The sequence below is a fragment of the Actinospongiicola halichondriae genome (assembly GCF_049103745.1).
GTDB lineage: Bacteria > Actinomycetota > Acidimicrobiia > Acidimicrobiales > Salinilacustritrichaceae > Salinilacustrithrix > Salinilacustrithrix halichondriae.
In genome coordinates this window covers 3,497,039-3,515,194 of the sequence record NZ_CP171622.1, presented here as the reverse complement: position 1 = coordinate 3,515,194, position 18,156 = coordinate 3,497,039, and the positions used below count along the sequence as shown (strand labels likewise).

20 protein-coding genes are annotated in these 18,156 nt (G+C 69.0%); 8 read left to right on the top strand and 12 right to left on the bottom strand.

Annotated elements, in window-relative coordinates; translation table 11 throughout:
* Positions 1–3 precede the first annotated feature (3 nt).
* Entirely contained in the window at positions 4–369 is a 366-nt protein-coding gene (locus tag AB8619_RS17455) for a cytochrome C oxidase subunit IV family protein (protein WP_436793902.1), read from the top strand.
* 103 nt (positions 370–472) lie between these two features.
* Here the strand turns inward: AB8619_RS17455 and AB8619_RS17450 are convergent, their stop codons facing one another.
* The 3 genes from AB8619_RS17450 to AB8619_RS17440 all read right to left on the bottom strand — a co-directional run bounded on the left by AB8619_RS17450 (position 473) and on the right by AB8619_RS17440 (position 3,424).
* Positions 473–1,483 (bottom strand): hypothetical protein, encoded by a 1,011-nt coding sequence (locus AB8619_RS17450; RefSeq protein WP_436793901.1) that lies wholly within the window; start codon positions 1,481–1,483, stop codon positions 473–475.
* Positions 1,484–1,697: 214 nt separating this feature from the next.
* Positions 1,698–2,516, bottom strand: coding sequence for an MOSC domain-containing protein (locus AB8619_RS17445; protein ID WP_436793900.1), 819 nt, complete (start codon positions 2,514–2,516; stop codon positions 1,698–1,700).
* Positions 2,513–3,424 (bottom strand): sulfotransferase domain-containing protein, encoded by a 912-nt coding sequence (locus AB8619_RS17440; protein ID WP_436793899.1) that lies wholly within the window; start codon positions 3,422–3,424, stop codon positions 2,513–2,515. Before AB8619_RS17440 ends, AB8619_RS17445 begins: the two co-directional genes overlap by 4 nt.
* A 74-nt stretch (positions 3,425–3,498) precedes the next feature.
* On the opposite strand from AB8619_RS17440, the gene AB8619_RS17435 reads away from it, so the two are divergent.
* Positions 3,499–4,383 carry a cytochrome c oxidase assembly protein gene (locus AB8619_RS17435; protein ID WP_436793898.1) on the top strand — a complete coding sequence of 295 codons (885 nt, stop codon included), beginning with the start codon at positions 3,499–3,501 and terminating at the stop codon, positions 4,381–4,383.
* On the opposite strand, the gene AB8619_RS17430 is transcribed toward AB8619_RS17435, so the two are convergent.
* Positions 4,376–5,041 carry a hypothetical protein gene (locus AB8619_RS17430; protein WP_436793897.1) on the bottom strand — a complete coding sequence of 222 codons (666 nt, stop codon included), beginning with the start codon at positions 5,039–5,041 and terminating at the stop codon, positions 4,376–4,378. The genes AB8619_RS17435 and AB8619_RS17430 overlap by 8 nt on opposite strands.
* Positions 5,042–5,150: 109 nt before the next feature.
* Here AB8619_RS17430 and AB8619_RS17425 point away from each other — a divergent pair, with 109 nt between their 5' ends.
* Both AB8619_RS17425 and AB8619_RS17420 read left to right on the top strand, forming a co-directional pair.
* Complete coding sequence (locus AB8619_RS17425; protein ID WP_436793896.1) at positions 5,151–5,732, top strand: hypothetical protein; 582 nt, start codon at positions 5,151–5,153, stop codon at positions 5,730–5,732.
* 23 nt (positions 5,733–5,755) lie between these two features.
* Positions 5,756–6,853, top strand: coding sequence for a cysteine--tRNA ligase (locus tag AB8619_RS17420; protein ID WP_436793895.1), 1,098 nt, complete (start codon positions 5,756–5,758; stop codon positions 6,851–6,853).
* 7 nt (positions 6,854–6,860) lie between these two features.
* Here the strand turns inward: AB8619_RS17420 and AB8619_RS17415 are convergent, their stop codons facing one another.
* The 4 genes from AB8619_RS17415 to AB8619_RS17400 form a co-directional block, all read right to left on the bottom strand.
* Positions 6,861–7,604, bottom strand: a complete 744-nt coding sequence (locus AB8619_RS17415) for an ABC transporter permease (protein WP_436793894.1) — start codon at positions 7,602–7,604, stop codon at positions 6,861–6,863.
* On the bottom strand, positions 7,601–8,515 hold the full coding sequence (locus tag AB8619_RS17410) for an ABC transporter ATP-binding protein (protein WP_436793893.1): 915 nt from the start codon (positions 8,513–8,515) through the stop codon (positions 7,601–7,603). Before AB8619_RS17410 ends, AB8619_RS17415 begins: the two co-directional genes overlap by 4 nt.
* 14 nt (positions 8,516–8,529) lie before the next feature.
* Positions 8,530–9,876: a glucosaminidase domain-containing protein gene (locus AB8619_RS17405; protein WP_436793892.1), complete on the bottom strand. Its 1,347-nt coding sequence runs from the start codon at positions 9,874–9,876 to the stop codon at positions 8,530–8,532.
* A 63-nt stretch (positions 9,877–9,939) separates the two neighbouring features.
* Positions 9,940–11,214, bottom strand: coding sequence for a hypothetical protein (locus AB8619_RS17400; protein WP_436793891.1), 1,275 nt, complete (start codon positions 11,212–11,214; stop codon positions 9,940–9,942).
* Between the two features lie 89 nt (positions 11,215–11,303).
* On the opposite strand from AB8619_RS17400, the gene AB8619_RS17395 reads away from it, so the two are divergent.
* Positions 11,304–12,269, top strand: coding sequence for an SDR family NAD(P)-dependent oxidoreductase (locus AB8619_RS17395; RefSeq protein WP_436793890.1), 966 nt, complete (start codon positions 11,304–11,306; stop codon positions 12,267–12,269).
* Here the strand turns inward: AB8619_RS17395 and AB8619_RS17390 are convergent.
* Positions 12,266–12,670, bottom strand: coding sequence for a DUF2752 domain-containing protein (locus tag AB8619_RS17390; protein ID WP_436793889.1), 405 nt, complete (start codon positions 12,668–12,670; stop codon positions 12,266–12,268). The genes AB8619_RS17395 and AB8619_RS17390 overlap by 4 nt on opposite strands.
* Positions 12,670–12,930, bottom strand: a complete 261-nt coding sequence (locus AB8619_RS17385; protein ID WP_436796406.1) for a CD225/dispanin family protein — start codon at positions 12,928–12,930, stop codon at positions 12,670–12,672. Before AB8619_RS17385 ends, AB8619_RS17390 begins: the two co-directional genes overlap by 1 nt.
* 209 nt (positions 12,931–13,139) lie before the next feature.
* Between AB8619_RS17385 and AB8619_RS17380 the strand changes: the two genes are divergently transcribed.
* Positions 13,140–13,793: an HD domain-containing protein gene (locus tag AB8619_RS17380; protein WP_436793888.1), complete on the top strand. Its 654-nt coding sequence runs from the start codon at positions 13,140–13,142 to the stop codon at positions 13,791–13,793.
* Here the strand turns inward: AB8619_RS17380 and AB8619_RS17375 are convergent.
* Complete coding sequence (locus AB8619_RS17375) at positions 13,740–14,306, bottom strand: TetR/AcrR family transcriptional regulator (RefSeq protein WP_436793887.1); 567 nt, start codon at positions 14,304–14,306, stop codon at positions 13,740–13,742. The genes AB8619_RS17380 and AB8619_RS17375 overlap by 54 nt on opposite strands.
* A 143-nt stretch (positions 14,307–14,449) precedes the next feature.
* On the opposite strand from AB8619_RS17375, the gene AB8619_RS17370 reads away from it, so the two are divergent.
* Both AB8619_RS17370 and AB8619_RS17365 read left to right on the top strand, forming a co-directional pair.
* Positions 14,450–16,057, top strand: a complete 1,608-nt coding sequence (locus AB8619_RS17370; protein WP_436793886.1) for an MFS transporter — start codon at positions 14,450–14,452, stop codon at positions 16,055–16,057.
* Positions 16,058–16,104: 47 nt separating this feature from the next.
* Positions 16,105–17,364 (top strand): cytochrome P450, encoded by a 1,260-nt coding sequence (locus tag AB8619_RS17365; RefSeq protein ID WP_436793885.1) that lies wholly within the window; start codon positions 16,105–16,107, stop codon positions 17,362–17,364.
* Positions 17,365–17,373: 9 nt separating this feature from the next.
* On the opposite strand, the gene AB8619_RS17360 is transcribed toward AB8619_RS17365, so the two are convergent.
* Positions 17,374–18,144, bottom strand: coding sequence for a hypothetical protein (locus tag AB8619_RS17360; protein ID WP_436793884.1), 771 nt, complete (start codon positions 18,142–18,144; stop codon positions 17,374–17,376).
* Positions 18,145–18,156 lie beyond the last annotated feature (12 nt).

Below are 18,156 nucleotides of genomic sequence, written 5' to 3'. Positions count from 1 at the left end.
TCGATGAGCACCGCAACGGCCGACACGCACGCCGACGAGCATCATGACCATCCGTCCGATGCCATGTACTGGAAGATCGGCGGCATCCTCGGCGTCCTCACGCTGCTCGAGGTCGGCACCTACTTCATCACCGACGACCCCTACAGCCACGACCTCGCGCCGCTGCTGATCGGTGGCCTGCTGGCCCTGATGGTGATCAAGTTCATCACCATCATCTCGTTCTTCATGCACCTGAAGTTCGACAACCGACTGTTCCGGTTCGTGTTCGTCAGCGGCCTGATCCTGGCCGTCTGCGTCTACCTGGTCGTCCTGTCGACGTTCGCCTACTTCGACAACGGCTACGAGGCCGGTCTCCAGTTCCTCAGCTGAGGAACTCCCACCCCAACTAATCGGGCTTCTGGGCTCCGAATCCGCGCGTCAGCGCGCGAATTCGCAACCCGGAATCCGGTGGTCGTCGAGTTCGGCCGGAGGCTCAGCCTCGCGTCGTCGGCTCGATGACGTCGATGACGATCCGATCTGGGTCGTGCGGCCACGGGCACCCGGCGCTGTGCACGACCGCGGGGTCCTGTCGGCGGGATCGGCGACGGACCTCGGCGACCACCGCAGTGACGATCGCGGGACGGGACCAGACATCGGATTCCCAGATGACGCCCACCGCGAATCCTGCGTCGACCATCGTGGCGTAGCGGCCCTCGTCGTTCCGCTGGTCGCTCGGCAGTGAGTGGAACGAGATGCTGTTGATCTCTGCCACCACCGGCAGATCCGGGTCGCGGAAGTCCGCACGACCGATGGGCGCGTCGCCGCCGACCACGCACTGACGAAGCATCGGCTCGACTCCCGAGGCCTCGAGAATCGACTCGAACCGATCTTCGTTCCTGCTCTCCGTCGGAATGGAGCCCGGTGGCCGTTCGGCGGAGAGCGCTCGCATGAGACGTGTGCCGGACCGGCCGGACTGCTGGAGAGCTGCGACAGATGCGCGGAGACCCGCCCAGGTCACAAGACCGTCGCGGTTGGCGTCGTCGAGCAGCCGACCGATCCGGACGAATCCCCGCTCGTACCACCGCTCGTTGCTGAACCGACTGGCCTCGGACCAGATCGCTCGGAGCGCGGTGACGGTCGGCACTCCGCGGACCACGCAGAGGTCCTGGGGACGGAGGTCCCGGAGACGGTGCACGACCGCCAGTTCTGCACCGACGGTTCTCGTCCCGCGTCGGCGGGTGATGTGGATCTTCGACAGGTCGAATCCTCGAAGGCCGAGCCAGGCCAACGCCGATGGCCCGTGGAGCACGGCACCGCCGCCGGCGTCGAGCAGCGCGGCGTGGACCCGTTGCCCCGGGCGGTGCTCGGTGCCGTCGAGTCGGAGCACTCGTCGGGTCTCGGCGATCCAGCGCCCGCTGCGCTGCGCGCAGTACCACTGGCGGTGGCCACAGCCGATGTCCGCGAGCTGATCGACGCCGATGACCCCGTCCTGTCGTGACGCCACATCCCGAAACAGTGCTTCCCAGTGCATTTCGACATCATCCACACCGGTGCCGACACAAACCCGTCGCCTGCGATCTCGCCGTCCATCGAACCCAGCGCTTCTGGGCTACGGATCCGCGCGTCTGTGCGCGGAATCGCAACCCAGAACGATCGAGATCCGGTTCTGGGCTACGGATACGCGCGCCGACGCGCGTATCCGCAACCCAGAACGGGTGCTAGCGGAGGGTGATCGGAGCGCCGACGCCGATCGTCCCGCCCGTGGCCACGTTGGCGTAGCAACCGAGGCAGGCGAAGGTCCCGAGGGGATTGGTCAGCCGATTCTCGGCGGCGATGGCCTGCAGCACCGCGGGTTCACGTGGCAGGTCGCCCTGGGCGACCGTCGTCATGATGCAGCGCGGTGCCGGGTCGCCGAGGGCGATGACCACGTCGCCGATCGTGAGCGTGCGCCCCGCCCACTCGTTCTCCGGGAAGCCGTCGAGGTCGGGGGTGTCGAGCAGGATGCTCGGCCGGAACCGTCGGGCGTCGACGGCCACGTCGGGCGCCGCCGAAGCCAGCGTCGCCATCGACGCGGTGGTGAGCAGGTGCAGGATCCCGAGGTCGACGAAGCTCGTGCCCTCGCCCGTCAGGTTGGTCGGGAACTCCATCTCGCCGGCGAGCGTGATGCCCTCGATCTCGGGCCAGTCCGACTCGTAGGTGCCCTGCATCGGTCCCGACGAGGCCTCGATCGCGATCTCACGTCCGAGGAGGGCGCTGAGCGACACCCGCAGTCCGGCGTCATGGATCCCGTAGGTCTCACCTTCGGGCAGCGTCACGGTGACGTCGTCACCGGTTCCCGAGGCCGTGCAGTCGAGCAGCGCACGCCACAGACGCGGGCGTTTGGCGGAGACCAGCTTGCCGGTCTCGGCGTCGCGGAGTGCCCACGTTCGGTCGCCGACGATCCCGTTCTCGTCGACCTCGACCGATGTCGGGGCGTCGCCCTGCATCGACTTCACGGGGAAGCGGTGGACGCTGGCGACGGTGCCGATCGTGGTCATGACCGCTCACCGTTGCACATGAACGCCGCCAGGTCCGGCCCGGCGAGTTCGAGGAGCCGCGACTCGAAGTGCGCGAGGTCGTCCTCGGTGAGGAAGTCCCACGTCCGGTCCTCGGGAGAACGGAAGAAGTCGGAGTTCGACTTCCATGTCCCGAACTCCGCGTCCGGGGCCGTCCGGTCAGCCGCCGCCTTCATGCGATCGAACGTCGCCGCCTCGACGAACGTCTCGAAGTCGTCGGGAATCGGGACGGCGAGCACCTCGGCCACTCGTCGCATCTGACCAGCCAGGTCACGGCGGAGGTCGGAGTAGTGGAACAGGTGCACGTTCGGTCGATCCCGAGCATCCCAGTACGTCCGCGCATGGGTCAGGAGTTGGGCCAGCGACACCGTGCCTCCCGGACTCCCGTAGTCGGTCGGGTCGTCGAGCCATTGCTGCATCCGCTCGCGCGGATCGTCGCTGCGTTCCGGTGGCGGTGGGAGGTCGGCGAGGTCGTCGAACCCGGCGACCTCGCCCCGCAACGGGATCATCACGTCGCGGTCGGCGTTGCGTCCGTGGTCGACGTCGGAGAGCGCCACCTGGAGTGGATGTCGCAGCACGGAGATGTACGTGACCCGCTCGTCGAACGGCAGTCCGTCGAGCGGGGTGTGCGTCTTGATGAAGCGCCGGTGCTCCTGCGCCTCGAGCATGGCGACCACCTCGTCGAGTGGCCGCGTGAGCATGTCGAGCCACGGCGAGATCTCGGTGATCGGCCGACCCAGGTCCGGGGTCCCCAACACCAACATCCCGACGATGTTCTGCATCCACGTGGTGCCGGACTTCGCCGGCGTGGCGATGACGATGTCGTCGTCGCGGTGCTCGAAGCCAGCCCACCTGGCGCTGTCGGCGATGAACCCCCGGTAGTGACGCATGTCGGGAGCTTCACACAGCGGCTCGACTCCGGGGCGACTGGGGGTGCTGGTACCACCAGTCGTAGGCTCGCACCGTGCTCGTGCTCGGCCAGGTCGCGGAACCGGACTACTTCCGTTGGCAGCCACACCCCGAGGTGTGGGTGCTGCTCCTCGGGCTCATCGGCCTGTACGTGTACGCCTTGAAGACCCTCGGCCCCCGCCTCGTCCCCGAGGGCACGCCGGTGGTCACGCCGGCGCAGAAGCGCTGGTTCGTCTTCGGCATCACCCTGTTGTGGATCGCCGCCGACTGGCCGATGCACGACATCTCCGAGGAGTACCTGTACTCGGTGCACATGGTCCAGCACATGCTGCTGACCTTCATCATCCCGCCGGTGATGCTCCTGGCCACGCCCGAGTGGTTGGCCCGCATCGTGATCGGCGACGGCAAGCTCGGTCGGGCGTTCCTCAAGCTGGCTCGTCCGATCCCTGCGGCCGTGGTGTTCAACGCCGTCCAGCTCGGTACGCACTGGTCGGGCATCGTCAACACCTCGGTCGAGAACGGCCTGCTGCACTACGGCCTGCACACCGTGGTGGTCGTCACCGCCCTCGCGGTCTGGATGCCGGTCGTGTCGCCGCTGCGCGAGCTGCGGATCGAGCCGCCGGCGCAGTGCATCCACCTGTTCCTCACCTCGATCGTCCCCACGATCCCGGCGGCCTGGCTCGCCCTCGCCGACGGCGTGCTCTACGACGCCTACGACAAGCCCGCCCGCCTCTGGGGCATCGGCGTCACGTCCGACCAGCAGGCAGCGGGACTCATCATGAAGCTCGGCGGTGGCGTCTTCTTGTGGATCGTCATCGTGTTCATCTTCTTCCGGTGGTCGGCCAAGCAGGACCACGGGACCACCGCGCGTCGCGCCATCGTCGACGACGACGGCAACGTGGTCGGTGTCGAGGACCGCGTGGGTTCCGGCGTCAACTGAGCACGTAGTGGGCGCCGGCTCGATCGCGGCGTACTTCGATCGCCCGCTCGTTCGCCTTGAGGACGTAAGCCATCTGCTGCGCGGTGCGGCGGGGGATCCGCCCGAGCGTCGCCACGTCCTTCGTTGTCCACTCGTCGGGCAACTCGTCGGGGAGCAGCGCGACCAGATCGTCGGTCGTGCGGAGTCCGTGCGTCGCCACGATCTCGCGTAGGCGCCGGTCGACTGTTCGCCAGCCGCCCCTGCGCCGTCGCATCGCCGGGTCCTCGACCTTGATCACGTCGACCTGCACCAGGAAGACCTCGATCGTCAGGTTGGGATGGTCGAGCAGGGTCGGGACCGAGACCAACTCGGCGAAGATGTCGTGCAGGCACCCGTGCTTGGGCGACTTGCGGGTCGGCTTCTCGCGACGCTCGATCCACGAGTCGACCGCGATGGGGTGGACGATGTGGACGTGGTAGTCGGCGAGCAGGTGGTCGAGCTTGCGCCCCATCGACGCGAACCCACCGGTCTGGACCTCGATGAGGGTGTCGCCCCGCACGACGTCGACGACGAAGCCACCGAGCGGGACCTCGAAACGATCGCCCGGTTGGCTGACGTGCATCTTCAGTGCTGCGTGGAGCGAGCCCTCCGACTGTGTGCCGATGTTGTGCCCCTCCACACCGTGGAGTCTGCCGCCTCGACCAGACCTGAGTAACGTCTACTCAGCGCGGGCGGTGCGCATCGGGGCGACACTGGCGCGGTATCAACCCCTGTCCGAGGAGGACATCATGCGGCGAATCTCATCCATTTTCCTGGCGATCGCGGCGGTGCTCGCCGTGGCATCGTGCGGCAAGGCCGCCGAGAAGATCGCGGAGAAGGGCACCGAGAAGCTGATCGAGGAGTCCGCCGGCGGCGGCGACGTCGACATCAACGACGACGGCTCCTTCTCCTTCGAGAACGACGAGGGCTCCTTCTCGATCGACGAGGACGGCAACGTCAAGATCGAGGGCGAGGACGGCGAGTTCAGCATCGAAGGCAACTCCGACGGTGAACTCCCCGACGACTTCCCCGATGTCCCCCTCCCCGACGGGTTCACGCCGCAGTCCAACTCCAAGCAGAGCGACGGCGAAGCGACCATCTACTCGGCAGTCGGCACGGCCGACGGCGACGCTGCCGACGTGTTCGAGAGCCTCATCGACGACTACGAGTCCGACGGTTACGACACCGACGGTCGCTACGAGAACACGAGCGGCGACGACTTCACCGGCGGCGCCCAGTTCGTCGGCTCGGACCACCAGGTCAGCGTCTCGGTGTTCGGCTCCGACGGCGAGACCACCGTCAGCATCACCGTCCTCCCCGCGGAGGAGTGATCGCCGCGCCGTAACCTGACGGCGTGCTGCTCCGACTCGGCTCTTCTCCGCTCCCCGCACTGCGGCGCGCCCGCATCTACGTGTGCGGGATCACGCCGTACGACACGACGCACATCGGGCACGCGACGACCTTCGTCTGGGTCGACGCGTTGTCCCGGGTGCTCGAGCACGTGGGGATCGAGGTCCAGGTCGTCCGCAACATCACCGACATCGACGACGAACTGCTCCGGGCGGCCGCCGAGCAGGGCACGACGTGGCAGGCGTTGTCGACGCAGCAGACGTTCCAGTTCGAGGACGACATGCGCAAGCTGCGTGTGCAGCGTCCGACCTTCGAGCCGGCGTCGCGCGACTACGTCACCGACGTCATCTTCCTCGCCCGTGCGCTCCTCGACCGGGGGGCGGCCTACGAGCGTGACGGGTCGGTGTTCTTCCGGGCCGGCGACCTGGCCTCGATGTCGGGGCTCTCGCGCGACGATGCGCTGCGGATCTACGACCAACGCGGCGGACGGGCCGACGATCCCGCCAAGGACGATCCGTTCGACGCGGCGATCTGGCAGGCGTCGGCCGAAGGTGAACCGGCATGGGAGTCGCCGTGGGGTCCGGGTCGCCCGGGCTGGCACGCCGAGTGTGCGGCCATGGCCACGACGCTGCTGGGCATGTCGATCGACGTGCACGCCGGTGGCGCCGACCTCGCCTACCCACACCACGTCTACGAGAACGCCATCGTCGAGGCCGCCACCGGCGTCGCGCCGTTCAGTCGGTCATGGATGCACGTCGGCACCGTGACCAAGGGCGGGGAGAAGGTCGCCAAGTCGACCGGGAACCTGGTCTTCGTGATGGACCTGCTGCGTGACCACGCCCCGCAGGCGCTGCGCCTCCACATCCTCGATCGGCCCTGGAACCAGACGTGGGACTTCGACGAGGCCGGCCTGGCCGAGTCCGAGGCAAAGCTCGAGTTGCTGTGGAATGCGACCAGCCAACCCGGCGGTTCCGATGCCTCGGTCACGGCTGCGGTCGAAGCGCTGCTCGACGACCTCGACGTCCCGACCGCCCTCGGCATCGCTCTCGACGAGGGCGGCGAGGCGGCACGAACCGTCGCCAAGATCCTCGCACTCCTCTGAGGCGTCGCTAGCGGTTCGGCGCCCAGCGGAAGGTCTTGGCCGCCACCAGCGGCATGGCCACGGCCCATGCGGCCAGCACCAGCCACGCCCGACCGGGCGCCGTGCCGCCGGCGAATGCCGCGGTGACCAGGTCGGTGAGGGCCGAGCCGGGCAGCAGCCGGGCCACGGCCCGCAGGGGGCCGGGGAATTCTTCGAGCGGGATCAGGAATCCGCCGAGCAGGAGGAACACCAGGTAGAGGCCGTTGGCCAGGGCGAGGGTGATCTCGGCTCGCAGCGTGCCCGCCATCCACAGCCCGAGGCCGGCGAACGCCGTCGTGCCCAGGACGATGGCACCGATCAGCGGCAGGGCCGAGAACGACGGACGCCATCCGAGCGCCAGCCCGACCGGGACGAGGATCGCCGCCTGCACGACCTCGATGGCGACGACGCCGGCGATCTTCGCGGTCAGCAGACGTGGTCGACCCAGCGGTGTGGTCCCCAGCCGCTTGAGCACGCCGTAGCTGCGCTCGAACCCGGTGGCGATCGCGAGGCCGGTCATCGCCATCGACATGATGGCGAGGGCGAGGATGCGCGGTGCGAGCGCGTCGACCGCCTCGCCGCCTGCGGGCAGGACCGAGTCGACGGGCAGGACGTCGACCAGCGAGAAGAACACGAGCAACCCGACGGGGATGCCCATGGTCAGGAGCAGCGACTCCTTGTTGCGCAGCGTCAGGGTGCACTCGACGCGGAACTGGGCCAGCAGTGCGCTCATCGGTCGTGCTCCTGGTCCAGGCCGGTCAACTGGAGGAACACGTCTTCCAGACGCTGACGTCCGGCGCGCAGGTCGCCCAGCGCCAGGTCGTGGTTGGCGAGCCAGCCGGTCAGCTCCGCCGCCAGCTTGGGGTTGTCGCTGTCGGAGACCACGTACTCACCGGGAGACTCCTCGACCACGGTGGCGTCGAGGTGGGCGCCGAGGCGCTCGACGTCGATCTCGGCCTCGGACGAGAACCGCACCTCACCCGACGTGCCGGCCCGGAGCTCGGCGAGAGTGCCCTCGCCCACCACCCGGCCGCGGTCGATGATGACGACCCGGTCGGCGACCTTCTCGGCCTCGTCGAGCTCGTGGGTGCACAGCACCACGGCGACACCGTCGGCGGCGAGCTCGCGGATGATCTCGCGGATCACCTGCCGGCCGCGGACGTCGACGCCCGCCGTCGGCTCGTCCAGGAAGACCACCGACGGCTTGCCGATGAGCGCCATGGCCAGGCTCAGCCGTTGCTGTTCGCCACCGCTCAGCTGGCGCCAGGTCGCGTCGGCCCGGTCGTCGAGTCCGACGCGGGTGAGCAGCGCGGCCGGGTCGGCCGGGTCGTCGTACATCGCCGCGAGCAGGCGCAACATCTCGGGCGGGTGGATGCCGGGGTACACGCCGCCTTCCTGGAGCATCACCCCGACCCGACCGACGACGGCGGCGTGTTCGGTGGCTGGGTCGTGACCGAGCACCGACACCCGTCCGGCGGCGGCCGTGCCGTACCCCTCGAGGACCTCGATCGTCGACGTCTTGCCCGCCCCGTTGGGGCCGAGCAGCGCGAGCACTTCTCCCGCCGCGGCGGTGAAGCTCACGCCGTCGACGGCGGTGAGGTCGCCATGGCGCACGACGAGTCCATCGACGGTCACTGCGGGCATCTCGGGCTCCGGTCCTACTGCGTGCGGGCGTCGAGCGCCCGGGCGGTCTCGACCATGAGCCGGTAGATCCCGAGCACCTTGCGGTCGTAGTTCGGGTCGGTGGCCCACACGCCGGTCAGCTGGGTCCACCGTTGGCAACAGCCCCGGACACCGACGCGTTCGGGAGCGACCTGGCGGTTGGGAGTGGCGGCCAACTGCGCGGTGGTGAGGCCGGGGTCGGCGTACGCCCGCAACAGGTGGATGTGGGCTCGCACGCCCTCGTCGAGGCTCGGGAAGCTGAACGAGCAGGTGGGTGAACACGAGTCGTAGGCGCCGATGCCGGCGAAGTTCCACTTGCCGGCGTGCCCCGACCGGAACCCGCCGGTCTCGAGGATGGCCTGCGCGAACGCGATGTCGCCGGCGACCCCTTCTTCTTCGCCGACCCGGAGGTACGACTCGATGATGGCGTCGATCGGCCCGACCGGCGGATCGGCGCGGTAGTAGGTGCGGTACCAGGCGACGAGGTCGGCCTGGTCGAGGACGGCCGGACCGAGGATCGTCGGGCCCACCTGCTGGCGCGCCTCCTCGGCCTTGCGGATGGCCTCGTCGAGCGCGTTGCGGAGGCCGACCTCGATGGCGTGGACGAACCGGGCGCGGACGGCGGTGTCGTCGAGCGCCGCCGTGGCCGCGTTCTCGGCCTCGATGGACGAGCGGTAGGCCGCGCGAGCGAGTTCGAAGTCGGCATGGACCTTGTCGGCGGCCACGCCGTGCAGTTCGAGGTCGCGGAGGTCCTCCAGGCTCGCCTGCCCGAACAGCGGCTGGAGGCTGTCGGTGTCCCCGTGGACGACGACCTGGACGACGAGTTGGTCGATCACCGACTTGGCGGCGAGGAGTTCGACTCCGGCGCGTCGGCGAGCCGTGACCGCCTCGGCCCGCGCGGTGTAGGCGCGGTCGAGTTCGGCGTCGATCATCTGGCGCACCGTCCGACCTTCGGCGAGGGCGTCGGTCGCTCGGCGTACGTCGATGGCGGCGAGGGCGGCGTTGAGCCCTGGCGTGGGGTCCGGGAGGATGACGACGGGGAGCTCGTCGGGGACCTCGAGTTCGCCGTCTGCCGGCGGGGCCGGTTCGCCGTCGTCGGGCGGCGGGGCGTCGACGTCGCCGTCGGAGCCGGGCGGGACGACCCCGATGTCGCCCTCATCGAGCACGACCGTGACCGGCGGGGCGGTGGTGGTCGTCGGACCCGGCGCTGCAGTCGTGGTGGGTGCGGGGCTCTCCTGGCCGGCGGCGGTCCCCGAGGCCAGGAGCGACACACCGAGCACGACGGCGAGCGCACCCGCGAGGGTGCGTCGGGCGCGTTGCGCGGGGTGGCGGTCCGATCCCATTCGGAGAACGCTACGGCGCGAGCACCGAAAACTCGACAGTGGGCCCCACCGTCGCCCGTGTTTTCAGACCTCCGGCTCTCCGGGGAGTCGGGGTTCGCTCGGCCCCTCGCCGGCCCGCCACGACCGGGCCTGACAGGCGAACACGGCGACCGCGGCGTAGTCGGCGTCGACCGACTCGAGGTCGGGCCACACACCGTCGTGGTCGGGGTCGAGCCGACAGTCGAGTTCGTTGACCACCACACCTCGGGTGAGCCCCGGTGCGAACCGACCCGTCGTGGCGGCATCGGCGACGTCGGGTTCGGCGAGGCTCACCGACACCACGGCGAGGAGGAGTTGGGAGGCGACCACGGCCCCGACCAGTCGGTTGGTGGCGGTCGGGCTGACGGCCAGGAGGACGGCCAGACACAGCACCATGGGCAGCAGGTGCACCGGCTTCCACGGGAACCGCAGGTAGACGAGTTCGGTGGCCACGGCGGCGTAGACGGCGAAACGCACCATGACGAGGCTGGAGAACCGCCGCAGCGACGCCACGAACACCGGCGCCCGCGCGACGACGACCACGATCGTGATGAGGCCGAAGAACGCCACGTTCTTGACGCCCCACCGAGCGATCATCACCCCGAGGTCGCCGGTCTGGAACTGGTTCTGGAGGAATCGGGTGGTCCGCCCGACCGACAACCACGGCGGGATCGAGAACGCGAGGCCGACCGTGCCGGCCACGACGGCCGTGGTCAACGCCGGCCGCCAGCGCTCGCTCGCCGGCCGCCCCGCAGCATCCGATCCCGTCACCTCGGCGAGCAGGTAGGCGGCGATCAACAGTCCGGTGCCCGACCGGAACCCGATCGCCAGTGCGAAGGCCAGGCCGGCCATCACCCTGGCGTCGCGCTGGGCCGACTCGATGCCGAGCAGCAGGAACGCGAGGGCGTAGACGTAGTCGCCCAGCGACGTCGCGGTCACCCAGAACCACGGTTGGGTCGCCACCACGACGACGGCGATCCGTGCCGCCCGCTGTCCGTGGTTGCGTTCGATGATCCGGGCGAGCGCCACGAGGGCGACCACTGCGGCGGCCACGGACCCGAGCGCCACCAACGCCGATCCGCCGATCCGGTCGAGCACGCCGGTCGTCAGTTCATGGGCGAACGCGCCGGGCGGGCGCGAGTAGCGGTACTCGCCCTCGAAGATCGAGCGTCCACTGCGTCGGATGTTGGTGATGTCGATGTCGGTGCCGTAGCCGAACCCGATGAAGGGGAGGTACAGGAGGCCCGCCAGCGCCGCCAGCAGCGACGGCGACGGCACGCGCTGCGACCGCTGTTCTTCGCGGTGCTCGACCCCGGACATCACGCCGCACCGTACCGGGGTGCCGGGCCCGAATCGGTGCTGCTACGGTCTTGACCGCACGGTCAAGATCGACGACGGGGGACAGCACGATGGATCAGTTCGAGGGACGAATCGCCGTGGTCACCGGCGGGGGCACGGGAATCGGGCGCGAGCTCGTCCGTCAGCTCTCCGCTGCCGGTGCCCATGTCTCGATGTGCGACGTGTCGGCCGAGAACATGGCCGAGTCGAAGGCGTTGGCCGAGAAGGAAGCGCCGGCCGGGACCCGCATCACCACGTTCGTCGCCGACGTCTCCGACGAGGCGGCGATGCTGGCGTTCCGGGACCACGTCCTGGCCGAACAGCAGACCGATCACGTCAACCTGGTCTTCAACAACGCCGGCATCGGTGGAGGCGCCAGCTTCGTCACCGGCCCGCGCGAGGAATGGGACCGCACGTTCGACGTCTGCTGGAAGGGCGTCTACAACGGCTGCCGTGCCTTCGTGCCGCTGCTCGTCGCCTCCGACGCCGGTCACCTCGTCAACGTGAGCAGCGTCAACGGGTTCTGGGCCTCGCTCGGCCCCGACCGCGCCCACACCGCCTACTCGGCCGCCAAGTTCGCCGTGAAGGGGTTCACCGAGGCGTTGGTCAACGACTTCCGCCTCAACGCACCGCACGTCGGCGTGTCGGTCGTGATGCCCGGTCACATCGGGACCTCGATCGTCATCAACTCCGCCCAGATCCTCGGTCATCGCCCCGAGGACATGACCGCCGACGACCTGGCGGAGACCCGCAAGATGATGGAAGGCCGTGGCCTCGACGCATCGGCGTTCACCGACGACCAGATCCGCGGCCTCATCACCTCGATGGGCGAGATGTTCCGCGACAACGCCCCGACGTCGGCCGAACAAGCCGCCGGGATCATCCTCGACGGCGTCCGCGACGGCCGCTGGCGCATCCTCGTCGGCGACGACGCCGTGATCCTCGACCAACTGGTCCGCGAAGCCCCCGAAGACGCCTACGAGGCCTCGTTCTCCGACCGCCAGCGCGCTGCCGGCGGCGTCGGCATCGAACTCTAGGGAGCGACGTCGGGTGGCGTGAGCCACTCGAGGCCGGGCACGTTGCGGACGACCGTCAGGGTGACGAACGTGACGGCGAGCAGCATCGGGACTGCGGCCGGGAGCTGCGTGGGCGACAGCGCCCACGGCCGACCACCGCGACGCCGGACGACCCACGACACCCACAGGTACGCCCCGAACGCGAGCAGGGGAATCACCATCGGGTGACAGATCAGGCTGCCCACGACGTCGCCGTGCAGGAGTTCGTGCACGGCACGCGTCGAGCCGCAGCCGGGACAGAAGCCCCCGGTCAACCGGTTGATCGGGCAGCCGACGATCGTGGCCTGGAACGGATCGAACACGGCGACCGCGCCGAAGTAGCCGGTGGCCGCGACCGCAGTCGTGGTCGGCGTGACCAGCATCAGTAGGTGGTGGTCGACCCGAAGCCCACGGCGGCGATCATCACGAAGTACACGGCGAGGAGTCCCACGCTCACGCAGGCGGAGACGATCCACCACTTCTTGGCGTCGTCGGCGGACTTGCGGGCGGCGTCGTACTGGCCGCTGGCCCACAGGTTGTTGACCTGCGCGGCCTTGACGATCGACACGATGCCGAACGGCAGGCAGCAGAAGATGGTGGTGAGGATCGCCATCACGAGATGGTTGTTCGGCGCTGCCGTCATGCCCGGCTGGTACGTCTGGTAGCCGGTGGGCTGGCTGGCGGCCTGACCGACGTGGGTGTGTTGGGTCCAGGCGGTGCCGTCCCAGTACCGCATGGTGCCGGGCTGGTTCGTGTCGGGGTACCAACCCGCCGGGGTCTGTCCCGCCGGCTGCTGGCCTGGGGGCGTGGACGACATGGCTCCTCCGATCGAAGTGGATCCGTAGCATCCCAATGATGGCGGATGACCTGGGTGCAATGGTTGGACGGGCGAGGGCGTACGCCCGTGGCGCGCACGCGGGCGACGTGCGGAAGGGGACTGGCCGGTCGTACTTCGATGCGCACCTCGCCGAGGTGGCCGAGATCGTCCGGAGCAACGGCGGGACCGACGAGCAGATCGCCGCCGCCTTCCTGCACGACGTCGCCGAGGACCACGGCGGGACGGCCCGCCTCGCCGACGTGCGTGACGAGTTCGGCGATGCCGTCGCCGACATCGTGCGCGATCTGTCCGACAGCCTCGTCGACACCGAGGCCGGCGAGGTGAAGGCCGACTGGCGCACACGCAAGGAGGGGTACGTCGCGTCGCTCGCCCACAAGGCGATCGCCTCACTCGAGGTGGCGGCCGCCGACAAACTCCACAACGCGACGTCGATCGTCCGCGACCTGGCGACCGAGGATCACGATGCGTTCTGGAAACGGTTCAGCACCAGCGACCCGGCCGAGCACTGCTGGTACTACCGGTCGCTCGCCGACGCCATCATCGCCCGCCTGCCCGACCATCCGACCGCGCTGGCGTTGGAGGCCAAGGTCACGGAACTCGAAGCAGCAGTCGATTCAGCCGGCGGTCGAGCGGAGGGCGGCGACGGCGCCGGGCAGGACCACGCGTAGGAAGGCGTCGTCGACCTCGAGGTCCTGGACCATCTTCCGGTAGGTGAGTGGTCCCGTCAGCATGGCCATCGCGATGTCGAGGTCGAGGTCGGGGTCGATCTCGCCCCGCGCCTGCGCCAGCTTGACGATGGTGCGCAGCGGCCGCTGCCGTTCGCCGAGGATCCGGTCGCGGACCTCGCACAGTGCCGGATCGCGTCGCGCCGCCTCGAGCAGCAGCGGCATCAACTCGTTGAGTTGGCGGTGATCGTCGAGGTCGTAGCGGGCGAACAGCTCCTGCACGTCGGCCTCGAGCGATCCGGTGTCCGGCGTCGGGTACTCGACGATCCGAGACCGGAACGCCTCGGTCACGACGCAGTCGAGGTTGCCGAAGTGCCGGTAGATCGTCGACTTCGCGACGCCGGACCGGGCGGCGAGATCCTCGATGGTCACGCCCTCCACGCCCAGCGCGAGCAGTGCCTCGACGGCGGCCTCGACCACCCGTCGGCGTGCATCTTCACTGCGAGGGCGGGCCATGACGTCGTCAGCGTATCGAAACGGAGAAGAGGCGACGATGGTCGCGTGACCAGTTTCACAGCCTGATGGCGGAATTCCCTGTGGTTCGGCCGGTTTGATCCCGTATCGTTCCGAGACGAATGCGTAGCGAAACTGGAGACCCCGTGGACGCCCCCAATCCTCACCCCTCGCCGGACGCCGGCCCCGAGATCGAACCGGCCGTGTACGAACGCCGCTGGCTGATCCTGGCCGTGCTCTGCACCAGCCTGATGATCGTCATCATCGGCAACACCTCGCTCAACGTCGCCCTGCCGACGCTGGCCCGTGAACTCGACGCCTCGACCAGCGCACTGCAGTGGATGGTCGACTCGTACTCCCTGATCTTCGCCGGCCTGCTCTTCACCGCCGGCACGATCGGCGATCGCTTCGGTCGCAAGGGTGCGCTCCAGGCCGGCCTCCTGCTGTTCCTGGCCGGCGCGGTCATCGCCTCGTTCGCCGACACCTCCGGCATGGTCATCGGCGCCCGCGCCGTCATGGGCGTGGCTGCAGCGTTCGTCATGCCGTCGACGTTGTCGATCCTGACCAACGTGTTCCCCGCCCACGAGCGGCCCAAGGCCATCGCGGTCTGGGCCGGCATCTCCGGCGGCGGTGCAGCCATCGGCCCGATCGCGTCCGGCTGGTTGCTCGAGCACTTCTACTGGGGCTCCGTCTTCCTCATCAACGTGCCCGTCATCGCCGTCGCGCTCGTCGCCGGCGCCATCCTGCTCCCGAAGTCGAAGGATCCCGAGAACCAGCCACTCGACGTGCCCGGCGCACTGCTGTCGATCGTCGGCCTGTCGTCGCTCGTCTACGCCATCATCGAGGGACCGCACCACGGCTGGCTGTCGACCGAGTCGCTGCTCACCTTCGCCGGTTCAGCCCTCGCTCTCGGCCTCTTCGCCGTGCGTGAGCTCCGGACCCGCTACCCGATGCTCGACCTCAAGCTGTTCACCGACCGCCGCTTCAGCGTCGCCTCGGCCGGCATGTCGCTCACGTTCTTCGCCATGTTCGGCACGTTCTTCCTCATGGCCCAGTACCTCCAGCTCGTCCTCGACTACTCGCCGTTCGAGTCGGGTCTGCTGCAGCTTCCGTTCGCCTTCATCATGATGATGACGGCGCCCCGGGTCCCCAAGCTCGTCGAGCGATTCGGTGCCGCCCGCGTGGTCCCGTTCGGTCTCTCGTCGACGGCCATCGGTCTGTTCCTGTTCTCGTTCGTCGGCGTCGACTCGAGCCTCGGGAACGTCTACCTGGCGATGGTGCCCCTGGCGTTCGGCATGGCCATGACCATGACCCCGCTCACCACGCTCATCATGTCGTCGGTGCCCCTCAACCGGGCGGGCGTCGGTTCGGCCATGAACGACACCACCCGCGAACTCGGTGGCGCCCTCGGCGTCGCCGTGCTCGGTTCGGTCGTGACGTCGCAGTACTCGTCGGGCATCGCGTCGTCGATCGTCGGCCTGCCCGACCAGGCGACGTCGGTCGCCGAGTCCGGGCTCACCGGTGCCCTCGCCGTCGCCGCCCAGATGGGTGGCGCCCAGGGCGACTCGCTGGCCTTGGCCGCACAGCAGGCGTTCGTCGACGGCCTCGGCCTCGCGGCCGTGCTCGGATCGATCGTCGTGTTCGTCGCCGCCGCGGCTGCCCGGTTCCTGCTGCCGCACGACCCCTCGACCCTGGCCCGCGACCTCCCGTCGGTCATCGGCGAAGCAGACGCCGAACCCGTCTTCGTCGACTGAGCCGCTTCTCGATGCACGCGATCTGACGGTACGTCAGAATCTCGTCCATGAGCATCGGGGACATGGAAATCGGGGGCATCACGCGAGACGACATCGACCTGCTCGACCGTGATCGCTTCACCGAGGGGATCCCGCACGAGTGGTTCGCCTGGATCCGCGCCAACGAGCCCGTCTTCCACCATGCCGAGCCCGAGGGGCCCGGCTTCTGGGTGATCAGTCGCCACGCCGACATCGTCACCTGCAATCGCGACGCGAAGACCTTCTCGTCCGACTCCGACAACGGGGGAGTCCTGGACCTCGAAGAGCGAGAGCTCTCCGAGTTCGAGAAGAACCAGGGTGACGCCAAGTTGATGTTGATGATGGACCCGCCGGAGCACACGCGGCACCGCAAGCTCGTGAACCGCGGGTTCACGCCGAGGATGATCGGCCTCCTCGAACCGCACATCCGTGAGTTGACGAAGCGGATCCTCGACGAGGCCATCGTCCGGCGCGAGTGCGACTTCGTGGTCGACATCGCCGCCGAGCTCCCCCTCGAGGTCATCGCCGAGCTCATCGGCGTCCCGCACCAGGACCGCCACAAGATCTTCGAATGGTCCAACCGCTTCGTCGGCTCGGATGACCCCGAGTACTTCGTTGGCGAGGAGAAGATCCAGGAAGCCCAGGTCGAGATGTTCCTCTATGCGCAGGCCCTGGCCGAGGCCCGCCGCGACGATCCCCACGACGACATCGTCACCACCCTCCTGGCCGCCGAAGTCGACGGCGAGCAGCTCTCCGACATGGACTTCAACCTCTTCTTCCTGTTGTTGGCGGTCGCGGGCAACGAGACCACCCGCAACGCGATCTCGCACGGCATGAACGCCTTTCTCGACAACCCCGACCAGTGGGCTCTCCTCGTCGAGGACCCCGCCGGCCGTATCGAGACCGCCACCGAGGAGATCCTCCGCTGGGCCTCGCCCGTCCTCTACTTCCGTCGCACCGCGATGCGCGACATGGAGCTCGACGGCACCCAGATCCGCGAGGGCGACAAGCTCAGCCTCTGGTACATCTCGGCCAACCGCGACGAGACCGTGTTCGACGACCCCTACACGTTCGACATCACACGCGACCCGAACCCGCACATCGCGTTCGGCGGCGGCGGGCCCCATTTCTGTCTGGGCGCGCAGCTGGCCCGGTTGGAGATCCGGGTCCTGTTCGAGGAGCTGGCCCGCCGCGTGCCCGTGCTCGCCCGCACCGGCGACGCCGACCTCCTGCGCTCGAACTTCATCGGCGGGATCAAGCACCTCCCCGTGCGGTTGACCCCCGCCTGACGGGCGACGTCAGCGGCCGACGGCCTGCCGTTCGACCACCGTCATCGGGAACTGCGTCGTCCGCGACGCGTCGGCCAGCGTCCCGCCGCCCCCGTCGCTCGACTCCCACTCGACCGACCACACGACGGTCGCGCTGGCCGTGCGCGCCCCGAGCCGCTGGTACACGTGCGTGCAGTCCGACGACTGGTCGGCGATCGGACGACCGGCGTCGTAGGGCATCCCCGGCCCGTCGCAGACCACCGTCGTGCCGTCACCCATGTCCCACGTGACCTGGCGAGGTGTGGCCGTCGCCGAAACCGACAACCCCGGGATCGACGCCGTCGCCGACACCGGCTGCCACGCCGCCGCGTCGATCCACATCCACGTCTCGATCCCCACGATCTGGTCGACCCCGAACCCCGGGCTCGTCCGCGGCTCCGGGTACCGGATCGCCAACTGGTCCCGAGCCCGCCGCGCCAACTCGTCCGGCGTGATCGCCGTCTCGCCCGGCAGGTACTGGAACAACCGCGCCACCACCGTCGCCCCCGCCGCGTCCGTGCACGTGAGCCAGTAGTACTGCTCCTCGACCAACTGCTCCCCCGACAACGGCGGGTTCTCCGCCGGCGACTCGAACGAAGGAGCGAACGCGTACAGCAGACAATCGAGCGTCCCACCCTTCGCCGCCGGCTGCGACACCGACCCATCCACCCCCACCGTCAACACGACGTTCCCCCGATCGTCCTGCTCGGTGTTCTTCTCCCCACCGATATCCGCCGCTGCGTTGGCCGGGAGGAGCAGCAACAGCAGCGCTAG

Coding starts and splice junctions, on each gene's coding strand:
- AB8619_RS17455 (WP_436793902.1), top strand. CDS start 4: ATGAGCACCGCAACGGCCGACACGCACGCCGACGAGCATCATGACCAT.
- AB8619_RS17445 (WP_436793900.1), bottom strand. CDS start 2,516: ATGACCACGATCGGCACCGTCGCCAGCGTCCACCGCTTCCCCGTGAAG.
- AB8619_RS17440 (WP_436793899.1), bottom strand. CDS start 3,424: ATGCGTCACTACCGGGGGTTCATCGCCGACAGCGCCAGGTGGGCTGGC.
- AB8619_RS17380 (WP_436793888.1), top strand. CDS start 13,140: ATGATGGCGGATGACCTGGGTGCAATGGTTGGACGGGCGAGGGCGTAC.
- AB8619_RS17395 (WP_436793890.1), top strand. CDS start 11,304: ATGGATCAGTTCGAGGGACGAATCGCCGTGGTCACCGGCGGGGGCACG.
- AB8619_RS17390 (WP_436793889.1), bottom strand. CDS start 12,670: ATGCTGGTCACGCCGACCACGACTGCGGTCGCGGCCACCGGCTACTTC.
- AB8619_RS17385 (WP_436796406.1), bottom strand. CDS start 12,930: ATGACGGCAGCGCCGAACAACCATCTCGTGATGGCGATCCTCACCACC.
- AB8619_RS17375 (WP_436793887.1), bottom strand. CDS start 14,306: ATGGCCCGCCCTCGCAGTGAAGATGCACGCCGACGGGTGGTCGAGGCC.
- AB8619_RS17405 (WP_436793892.1), bottom strand. CDS start 9,876: ATGGGATCGGACCGCCACCCCGCGCAACGCGCCCGACGCACCCTCGCG.
- AB8619_RS17415 (WP_436793894.1), bottom strand. CDS start 7,604: ATGAGCGCACTGCTGGCCCAGTTCCGCGTCGAGTGCACCCTGACGCTG.
- AB8619_RS17410 (WP_436793893.1), bottom strand. CDS start 8,515: ATGCCCGCAGTGACCGTCGATGGACTCGTCGTGCGCCATGGCGACCTC.
- AB8619_RS17425 (WP_436793896.1), top strand. CDS start 5,151: ATGCGGCGAATCTCATCCATTTTCCTGGCGATCGCGGCGGTGCTCGCC.
- AB8619_RS17400 (WP_436793891.1), bottom strand. CDS start 11,214: ATGTCCGGGGTCGAGCACCGCGAAGAACAGCGGTCGCAGCGCGTGCCG.
- AB8619_RS17365 (WP_436793885.1), top strand. CDS start 16,105: ATGAGCATCGGGGACATGGAAATCGGGGGCATCACGCGAGACGACATC.